At 56.1% G+C, this 18250-nt stretch carries 18 protein-coding genes; 13 read left to right on the top strand and 5 right to left on the bottom strand.

From position 1 onward, the window contains the following. Positions 1–2 precede the first annotated feature (2 nt). Positions 3–1163: a cystathionine gamma-synthase gene (gene metB, locus FCL49_RS23680; protein ID WP_012147460.1), complete on the bottom strand. Its 1161-nt coding sequence runs from the start codon at positions 1161–1163 to the stop codon at positions 3–5. Between the two features lie 317 nt (positions 1164–1480). Here metB and metJ point away from each other — a divergent pair, with 317 nt between their 5' ends. After that, on the top strand, positions 1481–1798 hold the full coding sequence (gene metJ, locus FCL49_RS23675; RefSeq protein ID WP_012147461.1) for a met regulon transcriptional regulator MetJ: 318 nt from the start codon (positions 1481–1483) through the stop codon (positions 1796–1798). Between the two features lie 81 nt (positions 1799–1879). Here the strand turns inward: metJ and rpmE are convergent, their stop codons facing one another. After that, complete coding sequence (rpmE, locus tag FCL49_RS23670) at positions 1880–2095, bottom strand: 50S ribosomal protein L31 (RefSeq protein ID WP_012147462.1); 216 nt, start codon at positions 2093–2095, stop codon at positions 1880–1882. Positions 2096–2294: 199 nt separating this feature from the next. Between rpmE and priA the strand changes: the two genes are divergently transcribed. The 7 genes from priA to rraA all read left to right on the top strand — a co-directional run bounded on the left by priA (position 2295) and on the right by rraA (position 10375). After that, positions 2295–4490, top strand: coding sequence for a primosomal protein N' (priA, locus tag FCL49_RS23665; RefSeq protein ID WP_174355362.1), 2196 nt, complete (start codon positions 2295–2297; stop codon positions 4488–4490). Positions 4491–4779: 289 nt separating this feature from the next. Next, positions 4780–5808 carry a DNA-binding transcriptional regulator CytR gene (cytR, locus tag FCL49_RS23660; RefSeq protein WP_012147464.1) on the top strand — a complete coding sequence of 343 codons (1029 nt, stop codon included), beginning with the start codon at positions 4780–4782 and terminating at the stop codon, positions 5806–5808. Positions 5809–5873: 65 nt separating this feature from the next. Further along, on the top strand, positions 5874–6818 hold the full coding sequence (ftsN, locus tag FCL49_RS23655) for a cell division protein FtsN (protein WP_174355361.1): 945 nt from the start codon (positions 5874–5876) through the stop codon (positions 6816–6818). Positions 6819–6920: 102 nt separating this feature from the next. Then, positions 6921–7451: an ATP-dependent protease subunit HslV gene (gene hslV / locus FCL49_RS23650; RefSeq protein ID WP_012147466.1), complete on the top strand. Its 531-nt coding sequence runs from the start codon at positions 6921–6923 to the stop codon at positions 7449–7451. A 12-nt stretch (positions 7452–7463) separates the two neighbouring features. Further along, on the top strand, positions 7464–8798 hold the full coding sequence (gene hslU / locus FCL49_RS23645) for an HslU--HslV peptidase ATPase subunit (protein ID WP_174355360.1): 1335 nt from the start codon (positions 7464–7466) through the stop codon (positions 8796–8798). 93 nt (positions 8799–8891) lie between these two features. Continuing rightward, a complete protein-coding gene (locus FCL49_RS23640; RefSeq protein WP_174355359.1) occupies positions 8892–9809 on the top strand; it encodes a 1,4-dihydroxy-2-naphthoate polyprenyltransferase in 918 nt (305 codons plus the stop codon). An 80-nt stretch (positions 9810–9889) separates the two neighbouring features. Continuing rightward, positions 9890–10375 carry a ribonuclease E activity regulator RraA gene (rraA, locus tag FCL49_RS23635; RefSeq protein WP_012147469.1) on the top strand — a complete coding sequence of 162 codons (486 nt, stop codon included), beginning with the start codon at positions 9890–9892 and terminating at the stop codon, positions 10373–10375. Between the two features lie 56 nt (positions 10376–10431). On the opposite strand, the gene zapB is transcribed toward rraA, so the two are convergent. After that, entirely contained in the window at positions 10432–10671 is a 240-nt protein-coding gene (gene zapB, locus FCL49_RS23630; RefSeq protein WP_012147470.1) for a septal ring assembly protein ZapB, read from the bottom strand. 538 nt (positions 10672–11209) lie between these two features. On the opposite strand from zapB, the gene FCL49_RS23625 reads away from it, so the two are divergent. The 3 genes from FCL49_RS23625 (at position 11210) to glpX (ending at position 14748) form a co-directional block, all read left to right on the top strand. Next, the gene (locus tag FCL49_RS23625; RefSeq protein WP_012147471.1) at positions 11210–12055 is read left to right on the top strand and encodes an MIP/aquaporin family protein; all 846 of its coding nucleotides are present in this window, start codon (positions 11210–11212) and stop codon (positions 12053–12055) included. Between the two features lie 43 nt (positions 12056–12098). Then, positions 12099–13607, top strand: coding sequence for a glycerol kinase GlpK (gene glpK / locus FCL49_RS23620; RefSeq protein WP_112349227.1), 1509 nt, complete (start codon positions 12099–12101; stop codon positions 13605–13607). A gap of 130 nt (positions 13608–13737) precedes the next feature. Beyond that, positions 13738–14748: a class II fructose-bisphosphatase gene (glpX, locus tag FCL49_RS23615; protein WP_017894418.1), complete on the top strand. Its 1011-nt coding sequence runs from the start codon at positions 13738–13740 to the stop codon at positions 14746–14748. A gap of 32 nt (positions 14749–14780) precedes the next feature. On the opposite strand, the gene emrD is transcribed toward glpX, so the two are convergent. Beyond that, positions 14781–15965 carry a multidrug efflux MFS transporter EmrD gene (emrD, locus tag FCL49_RS23610; protein WP_135318506.1) on the bottom strand — a complete coding sequence of 395 codons (1185 nt, stop codon included), beginning with the start codon at positions 15963–15965 and terminating at the stop codon, positions 14781–14783. A gap of 296 nt (positions 15966–16261) precedes the next feature. On the opposite strand from emrD, the gene FCL49_RS23605 reads away from it, so the two are divergent. Then, entirely contained in the window at positions 16262–16885 is a 624-nt protein-coding gene (locus FCL49_RS23605) for a helix-turn-helix transcriptional regulator (protein WP_012147475.1), read from the top strand. 3 nt (positions 16886–16888) lie between these two features. Beyond that, positions 16889–17635 (top strand): ferredoxin--NADP(+) reductase, encoded by a 747-nt coding sequence (gene fpr / locus FCL49_RS23600; RefSeq protein ID WP_174355358.1) that lies wholly within the window; start codon positions 16889–16891, stop codon positions 17633–17635. 9 nt (positions 17636–17644) lie between these two features. Here fpr and FCL49_RS23595 read toward each other — a convergent pair whose 3' ends face one another. Continuing rightward, positions 17645–18070 (bottom strand): DUF805 domain-containing protein, encoded by a 426-nt coding sequence (locus FCL49_RS23595; protein WP_174355357.1) that lies wholly within the window; start codon positions 18068–18070, stop codon positions 17645–17647. Positions 18071–18250 lie beyond the last annotated feature (180 nt).

Here is an 18250-nt window from a genome sequence, read left to right as displayed (position 1 = left end):
GCTTACCTCGTTGCCGCCGCCTGGAAGGCTCGTTCCAGATCGGCAATCAAATCTTCACTGTCTTCAATACCCACGGAGATACGCAGCAGGCTCTCGGAAATACCGGCCGCCGCACGGGCTTCTGCCGCCATACCTGCGTGGGTCATGGTCGCTGCATGCGAGATCAGGCTTTCTACGCCGCCCAGGGATTCTGCCAGAGTAAACAGCTCAAGGGCAGACAGAAAACGACGCAGTAGCGCTTCATCACCGTCCAGTTCAAAGCTGAGCATCGCGCCAAAGCCGCGTTGCTGACGACGTGCAATCTCGTGCCCAGGGTTCTGAGGCAGAGAAGGATGATACAGCTTTTTCACCAAGGGTTGCTGCTGTAAATAACTGACAATCGCATCGGCGTTTTGTTGCGCTGCCTTGATACGCGGCGATAGCGTGCGCATGCCGCGCAGCAGCAAATAGCTGTCGAACGCGCCACCGGTCACACCGATATTATTGGCCCACCACGCCAATTCCACCGCCAGGTCTTTATCTTTGGCGATCACCGCACCGGCCACCACGTCGGAATGACCATTGAGGTATTTGGTACAGGAATGCACCACCAAATCGGCACCCAGCCCAATCGGCTGCTGGAGCGCCGGGCTGAGGAAGGTGTTGTCCACCACCGTCAACGCCCCCACGGCGTGTGCCGCATCGCAAATCGCCGCAATATCTACCACGCGCAGCAGCGGATTGCTTGGGCTTTCAATCAGCACCAGCTTGGGCTTTTGCGCCAACGCCTGCTGCAATGCTTCTTCATTCCCCTGATCGACAAACAGCACGCGGTAAGCGCCACGCTTGCTCAAACTGTCGAACAGGCGATAGCTGCCACCATAGCAATCATGCGGTGCCACCAGCAGATCGCCGGGTTGCAGGAATACCGTGGTCACCAGGTGGATTGCCGACATCCCGCTGCTGGTCATCACCGCACCGGCGCCGCCTTCCAGTTCTGCCAGCGCACGCTGGACCACGTCACGCGTCGGGTTACCGCGACGTGAGTAGTCATGAGCACGAGGCTGGTTGAAGTCGGTGAAATTATAGGTGCTGGATAGGTGGATCGGCGGGACAACGCAGCCGTACTGTTCGTCATCGTTCAGGCCGCTACGTACGGCAATCGTGGCAGGTTTACGCGTCATAGGGTCTCTCGGCTCTCGGGATTGGGATGAATGAGGCCTAAAGATTAATCGCAGCGAGGATAGACGTCAATACATCTGGACATCTAAACTTCTTTGCGTATAGATTGAGCAAAAGCCTAATACCCGCTAAAATTATGCCAGTTTTAGATGACGATACGATGTTAACCCGGAATGCATAGGCGACGCCTATTGATCGTCCGCATTCAGTGACCCTGGTCGCGTAAAATTGACATTTATTTAGTGAGAACAGTGAAGATCGGGCATAATTGGCCGGTTTTTAGAATTTTGTAATTTTTCTGACAATTTTAAGGTGTCCCATGGCTGAGTGGAACGGCGAGTATGTCAGCCCTTACGCTGAACACGGTAAAAAAAGCGAGCAAGTAAAAAAAATCACGGTATCCATTCCGCTGAAGGTCCTGAAAATCCTTACCGATGAACGGACGCGTCGCCAGGTGAATAACCTGCGCCATGCCACCAACAGCGAATTGCTGTGCGAAGCATTTCTGCACGCCTTTACCGGCCAGCCGCTGCCGAACGACGAAGACCTGCGCAAAGAACGCAGCGATGAAATCCCGGAAGCCGCGAAACTGCTGATGCGTGAATTGGGTGTGGATCCCGATACCTGGGAATACTAAGCGCCGGTCTGCACTTGCTTGCAGACGGTAGAAACGAAAAAAGGCGCCGAAGGCGCCTTTTTCATCTGACGATAAGAAATCTTATTTCTTAGCGCCTGGCACGCTGAAACGCTTGTTGAAGCGGTCAACGCGGCCACCGGTAGCAACATCACGCTGCTTGCCAGTGTAGAACGGGTGGCATTCGCCACAAACGTCCAGGTTCAGATCGTGACCCACTGTAGAGCGGATTTTGATCACGTTACCGCAAGAGCAGTTAGCAGTAACTTCTTCGTATTTTGGGTGGATACCTTGTTTCATGGGAAACCTCAGTTAAGGCCGTGTCGCTATCCAGCCCTGTTTCGCCAGACACCACACGTGGTTGATAAAGAATTTGGTATCGAATTATACCAAAGGCGGCAAATTATACAGAAATTAAAAATGCCGCGCAATCGGAACCGTACATTTGCCGATGCGCAGTGTAAACTGATGGACTATTTTTTTCACTCTGGATGACCCCATGCCTGTTGTTCACGTTGCTTTGTCGGTCCCCCTCGCCCGCACCTTCGACTATCTGCTGCCGCAGGGCCTGCAGCCGGCGGTCGGCGCGCGCGTAGGTGTGCCCTGGGGCAAGCAACGGGCGATCGGCATCGTCACCGGCTGCAGCGAAACCAGCGAATTGCCGCTGGACAAGCTCAAACCCATCGACAGCGTTCTCGACGACGCGTCGCTGTTCTCCCCCAGCCTGTGGCGCATTCTGCGCTGGGCCAGCGACTATTATCATTACCCGATCGGTGAAGTGCTGTTCCACGCATTGCCTATCCTGCTGCGCCAGGGAAAACCGGCTGAAACGGCGCCGCTGTGGCAGTGGTTCGCTACCGAACAGGGCCGCGCTACGCTGCCGGAAAGCCTGAAACGCGCGCCCAAGCAGCAGCAAGCGCTGGCCGCGTTGCTGCAACGCCCGGTCTATCGCCATCAGGTCAGTGAACTGGAATTAACCGAGAGCGCTTTGCAGGCATTACGTACCAAGGGGCTGGTCGATTTACGGGCACAGACTGTGGCCACGCAGGACTGGCGGCCCGGTTTTGAAGTGTTGGGTGAACGGTTGCGGTTGAACACCGAACAGGCGACCGCCGTGGGTGCCATTCGCAGCGAAGACGAGCAGTTCGCCACCTGGCTGCTGGCCGGGGTCACGGGTTCCGGCAAGACCGAGGTTTATCTCAGCGTACTGGAAAACATTTTAGCGAAGGGCAAACAGGCATTGGTACTGGTGCCGGAAATCGGCCTGACACCGCAGACCATTGCCCGTTTTCGCGAACGTTTCAACGCCCCGGTGGAAGTGCTGCACTCCGGCCTTAACGACAGTGAACGGCTGGCAGTCTGGCTGCGCGCCCGCAGCGGCGAGGCAGCAATTGTTATCGGCACCCGCTCGGCGCTGTTTACGCCGTTTTCACGCCTGGGCGTGATCATCATCGACGAAGAACACGACAGCTCTTATAAACAGCAGGAAGGCTGGCGCTACCACGCCCGCGATCTGGCGGTATTCCGTGCCCGCGAGGAAAACATCCCGATGGTCATGGGCACCGCCACACCGGCGCTGGAAACGCTGCACAATGTGCAACTGGGTAAATATCGCCAGCTCAAACTCACCCAGCGTGCGGGCAACGCCAAACCGGCGACTCAACACCTGATCGATCTGAAAGGCCTGCCGCTGAAGGTGGGTCTTTCGCAACCATTGCTGAAAAGCATGCAGCATCATTTGAAGGCCGGTAATCAGGTGATGCTGTTTCTTAACCGGCGCGGCTACGCACCGGCGCTGTTGTGCCACGAGTGCGGCTGGATCGCCGAATGTCAGCGTTGCGATCATTACTACACCTTTCACCAGAATCATCGTCAACTGCGCTGCCACCACTGTGACAGCCAGCGTCCGGTGCCCCACCAGTGCCCACAGTGCGGCTCGACTCATCTGGTGTCGGTCGGCGTCGGTACCGAACAGTTGGAGCACGAACTGGCGCCGCTGTTCCCGGAAACACCGATCACCCGTATCGATCGCGACACCACCAGCCGCAAAGGCTCACTGGAACAGCATCTGGCGGATATTCACCGTGGCGGCTCACGCATTTTGATCGGCACCCAGATGCTGGCCAAGGGCCACCACTTCCCGGATGTGACGCTGGTAGCCCTGCTGGATGTCGACGGCGCTCTGTTCTCGGCCGACTTCCGTTCCGCCGAGCGCTTTGCCCAGTTGTATACCCAGGTCTCCGGCCGCGCCGGCCGTGCCGGTAAACCTGGAGAGGTCTTGTTGCAGACTCACCATCCGGAACACCCACTGCTGCAAATTCTGCTGCAACAGGGTTACGACGCCTTTGCCAAACAGACGTTGGCGGAGCGCAACAGCGTGTTCCTGCCGCCCTATACCAGCCATATCATCGTGCGTTCGGAAGATCACGATAACCAGCAGGCTCCTCAGTTCCTGCAGCAACTGCGCAATCTGCTGGAATCCAGCCCGCTGAAAGACGACTCGCTATGGGTGATGGGGCCAGTCCCGGCGCTGCAGTCGAAACGCGGCGGTCGTTTCCGCTGGCAACTGCTGCTGCAACACCCTTCCCGGCGGGTACTGCAACAGTTAATGAAGAGCTCCCTGCCACTGGTCGGCACCCTGCCACAGGCACGTAAGGTGAAATGGACGCTGGATATCGATCCGATAGACAGCTGAACCCAGAAAAGTCTGATTCAGTTGATCCAATGCAAACGTTTACCCTTGAAATTGCGAGCGAACGCTAAAAAACCTTCCCAGGTCACACTTTTTATGCAAATTAGGTAACAAAGGCAGGACATATTCTGTTTAGAATAACTGCGAAGGCAATTTTGTCACCTCTTGCAGGACAGTGACGGAATGTTTGAGCGCGGATGGCGCTAAATGATAACAACACCACCGCACGCCAGAATTTGTGAGCAAACTGAAGTCGTCGCGTTGGCATGGGGCTAACGCAAGGAGAAAGGCGTTGGAACACAAGAAAGAATTATCCATGGCAACCATGAAAGACGTTGCCGAAATGGCGGGCGTTTCAACGGCAACCGTGTCGCGTGCGCTGATGAACCCGGAAAAGGTGTCAACGCCGACGCGTCAGAAAGTGGAACAGGCCGTACTGGCCGTGGGCTATTCTCCTCATGCCCTCTCACGCAATATCAAGCGTAACGAATCCCGGACTATCCTGGTGATCGTCCCCGACATTTGCGATCCGTTTTTCGCCGATGTGATCCAGGGGATCGAGCAAACCGCCGCACAACAGGGCTACCTGGTGCTGATTGGCGACTGCGCTCAGCAAAACCAGCAGGAACGCACCTTCGTCAATCTGATCATCACCAAACAAATCGATGGCATGCTGCTGCTCGGCTCCAACCTGCCGTTCGACGCCAGCAAGGAAGAGCAGCGCAACCTGCCGCCGATGGTGATGGCCAACGAGTTTGCTCCGGAGCTGGAACTGCCGACGGTGCACATCGATAACCTGACCGCCGCCTTCGAAGCCGTACATTATTTACATCAGCTCGGCCACCAGCAAATTGCCTGTGTCGCCGGGCCGGAGCAGATGCCGCTCAGCCATTATCGCCTGCAAGGTTACATTCAGGCGCTACGTCGTAATGGCATTACCGTCGAAAGCAGCTATATTACCCGGGGTGATTTCACCTACGAAGCTGGCGCTCAGGCGCTGGCAACGTTGATGGCACAGCCAAAACCGCCGACGGCAGTGTTCTGCCACAGTGACGTAATGGCAATCGGCGTGCTGTCACAGGCGAAAAAGATGGGGCTGCGGGTACCGCAGGACCTTTCTATCATCGGCTTTGACGACATCAAACTGGCGCAGTATTGCGATCCACCGTTAACCACCGTGGCTCAACCGCGCTACCAGATTGGCCAGCAGGCAATGTTATTGCTGTTGGAGCAGCTACACGGGCAGACCGTGGCAAGCGGCTCCCGGCTATTGGACAGTGAATTGATTATCAGAGGCAGCACCGCTGCCCCGAAACGCTAGTCAAATATTTTAGGGTTCAGTAACATGACGGACTTATCCCCTCATCAGGACACAGCGGAATAATAGTGGCACAAAAAGACTATGTAAGCCGTGGGCGCGCAGCAGGAGCTAAGCGTAAAACCCCCAGCCGTAAAAAACGCAGTTCTCCGAAGGTCTCCAAAACCGTGTTGGCGCTGGCCGTCGCACTTCTGGTTGTCTTTATCGGTGGCCTCTATTTCATTACGCACAACAAGCCGGATGATACGCAGTTGCTACCTGTGCACAGCGCTCGTCCAGGTAACGGCTTGCCGCCGAAACCGGAAGAACGTTGGCGCTACATCAAAGAGCTGGAGAACCGTCAGATTGGCGTGCAAACCCCTACCGAACCTACGGCAGGCGGTGAAGCCAACTCCAAGACTCAGCTCACGGCGGAACAACGCCAACTGCTGGATCAAATGCAGGCGGATATGCAACAACGTCCGACACAGCTCAATGAAGTGCCGTATAACGACCCTTCACAGGCCGCCGCACGTAGCCGTCAGCAGCAGCAACAGCAACAGGTGCAACAACAGCAGATTCAGCAGCAACAGGTGCAGCAACCGCAGGTGACTCAACCGCGTAACCCGTTTAACAACGGCGCGACGACCACCCCGGTACAGCAGCCGAAGCCACAACCCAAGCCGCAGCCGGTAACCCAGCCGCCGGTTCAGGTTAAGCATCCAGAGCCGAAACCGCAGCCGAAACCGGAAACCAAACCGGAAGTGACACAGGAAACGGCCAAGCAGGAAACCAAACCTGAATCGAAGCAAAAGTGGATGGTGCAGTGTGGCTCATTCCGCGCAACCGATCAGGCGGAATCCGTGCGCGCACGCCTGGCGTTTGAAGGTATCGAAAGCCGCATCACCGCCGGCGGCGGCTGGAATCGTGTGGTGCTCGGCCCATACAGCAGCCGGGCTGCTGCGGACAAAACCCTGTCGCGCCTGAAGGGCGTAGGCATGTCAAGTTGCATTCCCCTCTCCGTTGGGGGTTGAAAAGCTTCAATCCCCCCCCATCTATACTCTCAATATGCCTCGTAGTGTCTGTGCAAGCAGATACTGCGAGGGCTTCTTTCCGTCTTCAACGAGGGTCTGCTCGTGACAACAATTGTAAGCGTACGCCGTAACGGCCAGGTAGTGATCGGTGGCGATGGCCAGGCTACCTTGGGCAATACGGTAATGAAGGGCAACGTCAAGAAAGTGCGTCGCCTGTATAACGACAAAGTGATTGCCGGTTTTGCCGGTGGCACCGCGGATGCCTTCACGCTGTTTGAGCTGTTCGAGCGCAAGCTGGAAATGCACCAGGGTCACCTGGTGAAAGCAGCCGTTGAATTAGCGAAAGACTGGCGTACCGACCGCATGCTGCGCAAGCTCGAAGCGCTGCTGGCAGTAGCGGATGAAAACTCTTCGCTGATCATCACCGGCAACGGTGACGTGATCCAGCCTGAAAATGATTTGATTGCGATTGGCTCCGGCGGTCCGTACGCCCAGGCAGCCGCCCGCGCGATGTTGGAAAATACCGAGCTGAGCGCCCGCGAAATTGTTGATAAGTCCCTCAACATCGCCGGTGACATCTGTATTTACACCAACCATTTCCACACCATTGAAGAATTGCCTTCCAAAGCGTAAGGATCGAATACTATGTCTGAAATGACCCCGCGCGAGATCGTCAGCGAACTGGACAGCTACATCATTGGCCAGAACAAGGCCAAACGTGCCGTTGCCATCGCCCTGCGTAACCGCTGGCGCCGGATGCAGCTCAACGAGATGCTGCGCCATGAAGTCACCCCAAAGAACATTCTGATGATCGGCCCGACCGGCGTCGGTAAAACTGAAATCGCCCGCCGTCTGGCGAAACTGGCCAATGCGCCGTTCATCAAGGTTGAAGCCACCAAGTTCACCGAAGTGGGCTACGTTGGGAAAGAAGTGGATTCTATTATCCGCGACCTGACCGATGCTGCGATCAAAATGGTGCGTCTGCAATCCATCGACAAGAACCGTACCCGCGCCGAAGAGCTGGCGGAAGAGCGCATCCTTGATGCGTTGATCCCGCCGGCCAAGAACAACTGGGGCCAGGCGGAAGAGCATCAGGAGCCGTCCGCAGCTCGCCAGGCATTCCGCAAGAAACTGCGTGAAGGCCAGTTGGACGACAAGGAAATTGAGATAGATCTGGCTGCCGCACCGATGGGCGTAGAAATCATGGCGCCTCCTGGCATGGAAGAAATGACCAACCAGTTGCAGTCAATGTTCCAGAACCTCGGCGGCCAGAAGCAGAAACCACGCAAGCTGAAGATCAAAGAAGCCTTCAAACTGCTGGTGGAAGAAGAAGCGGCCAAGCTGGTGAACCCGGAAGAGCTGAAAGAACAGGCGATCGAAGCGGTTGAGCAGCACGGCATCGTGTTTATCGACGAGATCGACAAAATCTGTAAGCGTGGCGGCCAAAGCTCCGGCCCTGACGTGTCTCGCGAAGGCGTGCAGCGTGACCTGTTGCCGCTGGTGGAAGGCTGTACCGTTTCCACCAAGCACGGGATGGTGAAAACCGATCACATTCTGTTTATCGCTTCCGGCGCATTCCAGACCGCCAGCCCGTCAGACCTGATCCCGGAACTGCAGGGCCGTCTGCCGATCCGCGTTGAGTTGCAGGCGCTGACCACCGAAGACTTCGAGCGTATTCTGACCGAGCCAAGCGCTTCGCTGACCGAGCAGTATAAAGCGCTGATGGGCACCGAAGGCGTCAATATCGAGTTCACCGCCGAAGGCATCCGCCGCATCGCCGAAGCCGCATGGCAGGTTAACGAAAGCACCGAAAACATCGGCGCGCGTCGTTTACACACCGTGCTTGAGCGTCTGATGGAAGATATTTCCTATGATGCGAGTGAAATTAATGGTCAATCCATTACAATTGATGCGGATTACGTAGGTAATCATCTGGATGAACTGGTAGCGGATGAAGATTTGAGTCGTTTTATCCTATAATCGCTCAATCATGTCCAGTCAGTCATCTGTGGGAGGCATTTCGCCTCCCACAATTATTTCTAACGGACACAGCCACTAACTCTGAAGCGAAAAATGAGCTCATCAACTACCATCTCCCCGGCCAGAGCCTGGCTTGAAAGTTTACGACCGCGCACCCTGCCGCTGGCCTTTGCCTCGATCGTCGTCGGTTCTGCCATTGCCGCCTGGCAAGGTAGCCTGAAACCCGGCGTGGCGCTGTTGGCGCTGCTGACGGCCGGCCTGCTGCAAATTCTCTCCAACCTGGCGAACGACTATGGTGATGCGATAAAAGGCAGCGACAAGGAAGACCGCATCGGGCCGCTACGTGGCATGCAAAAAGGCATGATCACCCAGGCGCAGATGAAACGGGCGTTGGTGGTGACGGTGGTACTGATCGCCATCGCCGGCAGTTCGCTGATCGCCGTAGCCTGTGAACAACCCAGCGATGTGGTGGGTTTCCTGGTCTTGGGTGGGCTTTCTATCGTTGCCGCCATTACCTATACCGTCGGCAACAAACCTTATGGCTATCTGGGGCTGGGCGATATCTCGGTGCTGGTGTTCTTCGGCTGGCTGAGCGTGGCGGGGACTTTCTACCTGCAAACCCACACCTTTGACAGCATCGTCATGCTGCCGGCCACTGCCTGTGGCCTGCTGGCAGCGGCCGTGCTCAATATCAATAATCTGCGCGATATCGAAAGCGATCGCGCCAACGGCAAGAATACCCTGGCAGTCCGGCTCGGGCCGCAGAAGGCGCGTTATTACCACCTGTTGCTGCTGATCGGCGCAGTGGCGTGCTTTACGCTGTTCACGCTGCTCAATCTGCATAGCCTGTGGGGCTGGCTGTTTGTATTGGCTATCCCGCTGCTGGTACGTCATGGCTTGCGCGTGTTGCGCGACCCTACGCCAGCCGGCATGCGACCGATGCTTGAGCATATGGTCAAGGCGGCGTTACTGGCCAACATATTGTTCGCTATCGGCGTGGTGCTCAGTTAGCCATCGAACTGATGATTTTGCCAACAGGGCGAATAAAGGGATATACTGGTTATTCCAGCGGCAAACAGACGTAAAATCCTATGAAATACGATACTTCCGAACTTTGCGACATCTATCACGAAGAGGTGAACGTAGTTGAGCCTCTATTCTCCAATTTTGGCGGGCGTACTTCATTTGGCGGGCAAATCACTACGGTGAAATGCTTTGAGGATAACGGTCTGTTATTCGAGCTGCTTGAAGAAAACGGCCGCGGTCGCGTCCTGGTGATTGACGGTGGCGGCTCGGTACGTCGTGCCCTGATCAACGCAGAACTGGCACGTCTGGCCACCCAGAACGAGTGGGAAGGCATCGTGGTTTACGGCGCGGTTCGCCAGGTAGACGATCTGGAAGAGATGGACATTGGTATTCAGGCTATGGCGGCCATTCCGGTCGGCGCCGCCAGTGAAAGCATTGGCGAAAGCGATATCCGCGTTAACTTCGGCGGTGTGACCTTCTTCTCCGGCGATCATCTGTATGCCGACAATACCGGTATTATCCTGTCCGAGGATCCACTCGATATCGAGTAATCTTCAGATATGAAAAAGGGCGCCTTAGGCGCCCTTTTCGATCGTGCAATACGGAATCAGACTTCTTCCATTTTGCCCAACAGCGCACGCAGACGGTCTTGCCATACGTGCTGCTCTTCTTTCAGTTGCTGGTTCTCGCGAACCAACGATTCGTGGTTGCCAGAGGCAGCCTGAACTTCCTGTGAAAGAGTGTTGTTTTTGTCTTTCAGCTCTTCAATTTCCATCTGCAGCAGGGTGATGGTATCGATCGCCTGCTGAACTTTTGATTCCAATTTCTCAAATACTTCAAATGACATTCTTCAGTCCCCTCATGATAGCAAGGCGTACATCTATAGGTAACGGCCGCAACTTTGGTTGCAACTGCTGCGAATATGCATCGCGCCAAGTGACACACGCTTTTATTGAAAATAACGCGCCTGTCTCGATAAAACGCTTCTTTCGATAAAAACGATTGTAAGTAGCCTGTCCCCGACTGTCTAGCAACATCCGGCTCAACGCGCAGTCTGTTGCAATTTTCCTGCCGCGACCATCAGCAAAAACTGAAAATGCCCAGCGTGCGTAAATGGGTTTGTTAACGAACGGTGGGCAAATCACTGGTCAGATCACAGTTTCATGGAGCAGAAAGAACACAAAACGACGCGAATTCGCTCAATTTTATGACGAAGCACACACATTTTGATTTCGCTATTTCTCGTTTATGTTCGTTAACGATAAATTTACATCACGTCCTCAATTAATAATTGGACGAGATGAAAAAACTGTACCCATAGGCCAGATCGATACACATCCCGAGCCTATAAACCCATAACCGCCGTTTTGCAGGACAACAACATTATGAGCCAAACCACCAGTCCGACCCTAAAAGGCCAATGTATCGCCGAGTTTCTCGGCACCGGCCTGTTGATATTTTTTGGCGTAGGCTGCGTTGCCGCGTTGAAACTGGCTGGCGCCAGCTTCGGCCAGTGGGAAATCAGTATCATTTGGGGCCTGGGCGTTGCCATGGCCATCTATCTGACCGCTGCCATCTCTGGCGCGCATCTCAACCCGGCAGTCACCATCGCACTGTGGCTGTTCGCCTGCTTTGACGGACGCAAGGTACTGCCTTACATCGTCGCGCAGATCGCCGGAGCCTTCTGCGCCGCAGCGCTGGTCTACGGGTTGTATTACAACCTGTTCTTCGATTTTGAAGCGGCCAACCATATGGTGCGTGGCAGCGACGAAAGCCTGGCGCTGGCCGGCATCTTCTCCACTTACCCTAATGCACACATCTCCGTGGGTCAGGCTTTCCTGGTTGAAACGGTGATTACCGCGATCCTGATGTGCCTGATCCTGGCGCTGACCGACGACGGCAACGGCATTCCACGTGGCCCGCTGGCACCGCTGTTAATCGGTATTCTGATTGCCGTGATCGGCGCCTCTATGGGACCATTGACCGGCTTTGCGCTGAACCCGGCACGTGACTTCGGTCCGAAAATGTTCGCCTATCTGGCCGGTTGGGGCAAAGTGGCCTTCACCGGTGCACGTGATATCCCGTACTTCCTGGTGCCAATCTTTGGCCCAATCATCGGTGCCTGCCTGGGTGCCTTCGGCTACCGCATGCTCATTGGCCGCAATCTGCCGTGTGACGTTTGCGTAGAAGAAGAAAAACCCGCCGCCAAGGCTCAGCAGCGTAAAGCGTGATTGGCACAGTTTTAAAACGGTTAACAACAGCAGGACTAAAATCATGACTGTAGAAAAAAAATACATTGTCGCGCTCGACCAGGGAACTACCAGTTCACGTGCCGTAGTGCTGGACCACGATGCCAATATTGTTGCGGTGTCGCAGCGTGAATTCACGCAGATTTACCCGAAAGCCGGCTGGGTTGAGCATGACCCGATGGAGATCTGGTCATCACAGAGCTCCACGCTGGTGGAAGTACTGGCGAAAGCCGACATAAACTCCGATCAGATCGCCGGTATCGGCATCACCAACCAGCGTGAAACCACCATCGTCTGGGAAAAAGAGACCGGTAAACCGATCTATAACGCCATCGTCTGGCAATGCCGCCGTACCGCCGATATCTGTGAAAAACTCAAGCGCGATGGCATGGAAGAGTACATCCGTCACAACACCGGCCTGGTGGTTGACCCGTACTTCTCCGGCACCAAGGTAAAATGGATCCTCGATCATGTTGAAGGCGCCCGTGAACGCGCCAAGCGTGGCGAACTGTTGTTCGGTACCGTCGACACCTGGCTGGTGTGGAAAATGACCCAGGGGCGGGTGCATGTGACCGATTACACCAACGCCTCGCGCACCATGATGTTCAATATCCATGAGCTGGACTGGGATGAGCGCATGCTGGAAGCGCTGGATATCCCGCGCGCCATGTTGCCGAAAGTCCGTCCATCCTCTGAAGTGTACGGTCAGACCAACATCGGGGGTAAAGGCGGTACGCGTATTCCTATCGCCGGTATTGCCGGTGACCAGCAGGCGGCACTTTACGGCCAATTGTGCGTTCAACCGGGTATGGCGAAAAACACCTACGGCACCGGCTGCTTCCTGCTGATGAACACCGGCAAAGAAGCGGTACGTTCGAACCACGGCCTGCTGACCACTATCGCCTGCGGCCCACGCGGCGAAGTGAACTACGCACTGGAAGGCGCAGTCTTCATCGGCGGCGCTTCTATTCAGTGGCTGCGCGATGAGCTGAAACTGATCAGCGATGCGGCCGACTCCGAATACTTCGCCACCAAGGTGAAAGACAGCAACGGCGTATATGTGGTACCTGCCTTCACCGGTCTGGGCGCGCCTTACTGGGACCCGTATGCCCGCGGTGCGATCTTCGGTCTGACCCGTGGCGCGAACAGCAACCACATCATCCGTGCCACGCTGGAATCCATTGCCTACCAGACGCGCGACGTGCTGGATGCCATGCAGGCTGACTCCAACACCCGCCTGCAATCGCTGCGTGTGGACGGTGGTGCGGTCGCCAACAACTTCCTGATGCAGTTCCAGTCTGACATCCTCGGGACCCGTGTAGAGCGTCCTGAAGTGCGGGAGTCGACTGCGCTCGGTGCGGCATTCCTCGCCGGTCTGGCTATCGGCTACTGGAATGACCTGGATGAAGTGAAGAGCAAGGCGGTCATCGAGCGTGAGTTCCGTCCAAGCATTGAAACCACCGAACGTAACTTCCGTTACAGCGGCTGGAAAAAAGCGGTAGCCCGCGCGCAAGCATGGGAAGAACACGACTAACGCTGTTTGGTCAGGTTAACCCCATCACGCGCTGCCTCCGGGCGGCGCGTTTTTTTTGCCCCGCCCCACCATCGCCCGCTGTGATAAACTTTGTCGATATTTTCTCCCTTTCTCACAGACAGGTTTTGCCATGAAACGTGAATTAGCCATCGAATTTTCCCGTGTTACCGAAGCCGCCGCGCTGGCGGGCTACAAATGGTTGGGACGCGGCGACAAGAACGCCGCCGATGGTGCTGCAGTCAACGCAATGCGCATTATGCTCAATAAAGTGGATATCGATGGCCGCATCGTGATCGGCGAAGGCGAAATTGATGAAGCGCCAATGCTGTATATCGGCGAGCAGGTCGGCAGTGGCCAGGGCGACGCGGTGGATATCGCCGTCGACCCTATCGAAGGCACCCGCATGACCGCCATGGGCCAGCCCAATGCGTTGGCAGTACTGGCAGTGGGCGATCGCGGCACCTTCCTGCACGCCCCCGACATGTATATGGAAAAACTGGTGGTGGGCCCGGCAGCACGCGGCGCTATCGACCTTAACCTGCCGCTGGCTGAGAACCTGAACAAGGTCGCGGTCTGTCTGGGCAAGCCGCTGAGTCAATTGACGGTGGTCATTCTGGCCAAGCCGCGTCACGACGGAGTTATCGCCCAGATGCAGCAACTTGGGGTGCGAGTCTTCGCTATTCCCGACGGCGACGTGGCGGCCTCGATCCTGACCTGTATGCCCGACAGTGAAGTCGACGTGATGTACGGCATCGGCGGCGCGCCTGAAGGGGTCATTTCCGCTGCGGTGATCCGCGCACTGGATGGCGATATGCAAGCGCGTTTGTTACCACGCCACCAGGTGAAGGGCGACAGCGCCGAGAATCGCCGTATCGGCGAGGAAGAACTGGCGCGCTGCAAAGAGATGGGCATTGAAGCCGGCAAAGTGTTGCTGCTGGATGATATGGCACGCAACGACAACGTGATCTTCTCCGCTACCGGCATCACCAAGGGCGATTTATTGGAAGGCATTAGCCGTCAGGGCAATATGGCCACCACGGAAACCCTGCTGATCCGCGGCAAATCACGCACTATCCGCCGCATCCGCTCGACCCATTATCTGGATCGTAAAGACCCGGCGCTGCACGAATTCCTGCTGTAAATGATCAGGGCGCCGAAGGCGCCCTGTCAGTTTTATACGGTATGTCCCTGATGCTGCATCCGGTGCGATAACGGCCACCAGCACAGCAGAATCAGTAATGCCATGGCAAACATCAGCAGGCCGAGGCTGAACTGCCCGGTCTGCGGCAGCATGGCGGAAAGCCAGGTCGCCAGACCGGAACCCATGTTCTGCATGCCCCCGACCAATGCGCCCGCCGCACCAGCCAGATAGGGAAACGGCTCCATCGCCCCGGTAGTGGCCAGCGGGAATAGCATCCCGGCACCGAAGAAGAACAGCGCCGCCGGCACAATCAGCGTCCAGATATTCATCACGCCAAACCACCCGGGGATCCACATCATCAGACCCGCCAGCAGGCAACTGATCACCGAATGCCACACCAGACTGTGGAAACTTTTGCCGTCACGACCGGCATACCAGGCACCAAAGAACGCCGCCGGGATGGGCAGAATAAACAGGATACTGACGGTCAGCCCGCTAAGGCCGAGTACGCCCCCCATCAGCACGCCGCAGCTGGCTTCAAAGACCGCGATCCCCGCCAGAGCACCAATCAGCATCACCAGATAACAGCTGAAAGTACTGTCCGCCAGCAGCTTGCGGAAGCTTGCCAACATACGCCTTTTTTCAGTCTGCTGCGGTCGGGTTTCCGGCAGCCAGCGGAACATGGCGAAGGCCACTCCGGCGCACAACACCAACAGGAAGGCATAACAGGCGCGCCAGCCAAATACCATCGCCAATGCCCCACCGATGATCGGTGCCAGCAACGGGCTGACCAGAATGCCCATGTTGAGCAGGCTGTTGGCATAGCGCAGCGAAGTACCGGCATACAGATCACGCGGCATGGTTCGCGCCATCACCCCCGCCACACCGGTCCCCATCCCCTGAATGGCGCTGGCGGCAACCAGCATCGTCAGGTTCGTGGACAACAGCGCGCCAAGCGCACCCATCATGAAGATCATCATCCCGGCCAGGATCACCGGCCGACGGCCAATACGGTCCGACAGCGGGCCGTAAATCAACTGCGAGAAACCATAGGTCATCAGATAAGCCGCCATCACCCGCTGCACGGCACCGGAGCGCACCGACAGATCCTTGGCAATATCAGCAATCACGGGGACATAAATGGTTTGTGCCATCTGACCGACGGCCACTAACAGTGTAAGCATCACCAACAGGTGAAAGTTTTCTATTTTTCTCATTATCTTCGTTAACGTATTAACTCGTCACAGCGTCCCGGTATGGCCCCAAATTCAGCCAGAACGGCGAGCAGCCCTCTATGGCGGCATAAGCTAACAAATTTAATTTTTTTAGCGAGTTTCAGACAGATATTGATCTGCGTCACAGTGGCAGCAAAGCCAACCAGCCTCGTAAATTAAACTGTACGTCTACTGCTTATGGGTTAAAAATGGCAAACTTTCAATAGTTTGGCTTTAGCATTTAATCGATAATTATTTTCATCATCTTGAAATAAAATAACGCCATAGGGATTGGGTTTATGAAGACAACAGAGCTGATTTTATTGCAGTTAAAAACCTTGGGGCCGCATTCCGCCAAAATGCTGGCTGAGCGTCTGGACATCACCCCCATGGGTATTCGTCAGCATCTGCAATCTCTGGAAAAACGTGAGCTGGTGGGTTACGAGGAAGCGCGCACCAAGGTAGGTCGCCCCACACGCTACTGGTCGCTGACCCAGCAGGGCCACGCCCAGTTTGCCAATGGCCACGATCGGCTGGCGACAGAGTTGTTGGGATCGGCTCATCAGTTGTTTGGTGCCGAAGGAGTGGAGCAGTTGCTCAGCGCGCGCGAAGACAAGCTTTATCAGCGCTATGCTGAAGAACTGTCTGAGGAGGACTGCCATCAGGCCAAACTCGCCCGATTGGTGCGCCTGCGGCAGCATGATGGCTACATGGCCGAACTGTTAGAGCACCCGCAAGGCATGCTATTGGTGGAAAACCACTGCCCAATCGGCGTGGCGGCCACCGCTTGCAGCAGCCTGTGCAACTCGGAGCTACAACTGTTTAACCGTCTGTTTGGCCAAGGCTATCGCATAGAACGTACTGCGCACGCCATTTCCGGCTCACGACATTGTGCTTATTTGATTCGACCATTGGAGCTTTAGAGTATGGCTGACTGGGTTAATGGCAAGGTTACGCAAGTCACGCAATGGACCGACGGGTTGTTCAGCATCACCGTCCATGCCCCCATTGCTCCCTTTTTCGCCGGGCAATTTGCCAAACTGGCGCTGGAAATCGACGGCGAACGCGTGCAACGCGCCTATTCCTACGTCAACGCCCCCAGCGATCCGAACCTGGAGTTTTACCTGGTCACCGTGCCGGAAGGCAAACTGAGCCCACGCCTCAATCAGCTGCGACCAGGTTCCGAAGTGATGGTGACCAAAGAGGCCGCCGGATTTTTCGTGCTGGAGGAAGTGCCTGAATGCGACACCCTGTGGATGCTGGCGACCGGCACCGCCATCGGCCCTTACCTGTCGATGCTGCAGGAAGGCAAAGACCTGGAGCGCTTCAAAAATCTGGTGCTGGTGCATGCCACCCGCTTTGCGCGCGATCTCAGCTACCTGCCGCTGATGCAGCAATTACAGCAGCGTTACAACGGCAAACTGCGCATTCAGACTATTGTCAGCCGTGAAGAAGTCACCGGCTCGCTGACCGGCCGCGTGCCGGCACTGATCGAGGATGGTCGGCTGGAAGCGGCGGTGGGATTACCCCTCAACGCGGAAACCGACCATGTAATGCTGTGCGGTAACCCGCAAATGGTGCGGGATACCCAGCAAACGCTGAAGGAGCAGCGGCAGATGCGCAAGCACCTGCGCCGCAAGCCTGGCCATATCACCAGCGAGCAATACTGGTAAGCTGCCACCTCATTGTGCGCTGAACTTCACCGGCTCGGCCGGCGGGCCAAAACGGTTGGTCTCGGGCGTGCCAACAAAGGCGCCCAAATCGATCATCATCATCACAATGATCAGCGTCGGGATAAAACGCCCGACGCCCCATTGCCAGAGCGGTGCCAGCATGTCCCAGTTGCCCGCCGCCAGCAACCACGCCAGGATCAGCAATAACGCCCACCAACCGGCTTTATTACGGTCATGCAGCCGTTTCACCAGCACCGCCGCCGTCGGCCATAGCAAGCCCACGATAAAGAATGCGATGGTCTGGATATCCACCAGCTCACGACTGGCGAGAGAAAAAGCCACAACCATCAGCACCAGCCACAGCACCATCCAAATCCAAAAATCACGCCGCCCAATTCGGCCCTTAAACGAAAAGCACCACTGTTGTATTGTCATTGAATCCTGCGTTGTTAGCCTGCCCATATTCTGCCGTGCAGTGTAACATAGGCACTGCCGGGCGAAGATTTCTGCCCCGCATTACGCGGAGTAACGCACAGCTTTCCTGTCAGCAAGCGATAATGACGCGGGATCTTTGACAATCCCCCTCGGTTATCGCTTTAATCGGAGCCATCTTTG

Origin of the sequence: Serratia proteamaculans, assembly GCF_013337185.1 — a bacterium.
GTDB lineage: Bacteria > Pseudomonadota > Gammaproteobacteria > Enterobacterales > Enterobacteriaceae > Serratia > Serratia proteamaculans_D.
Note: the sequence above shows the minus strand (reverse complement) of the source record. Positions and strands in the feature narration are given on the sequence as shown.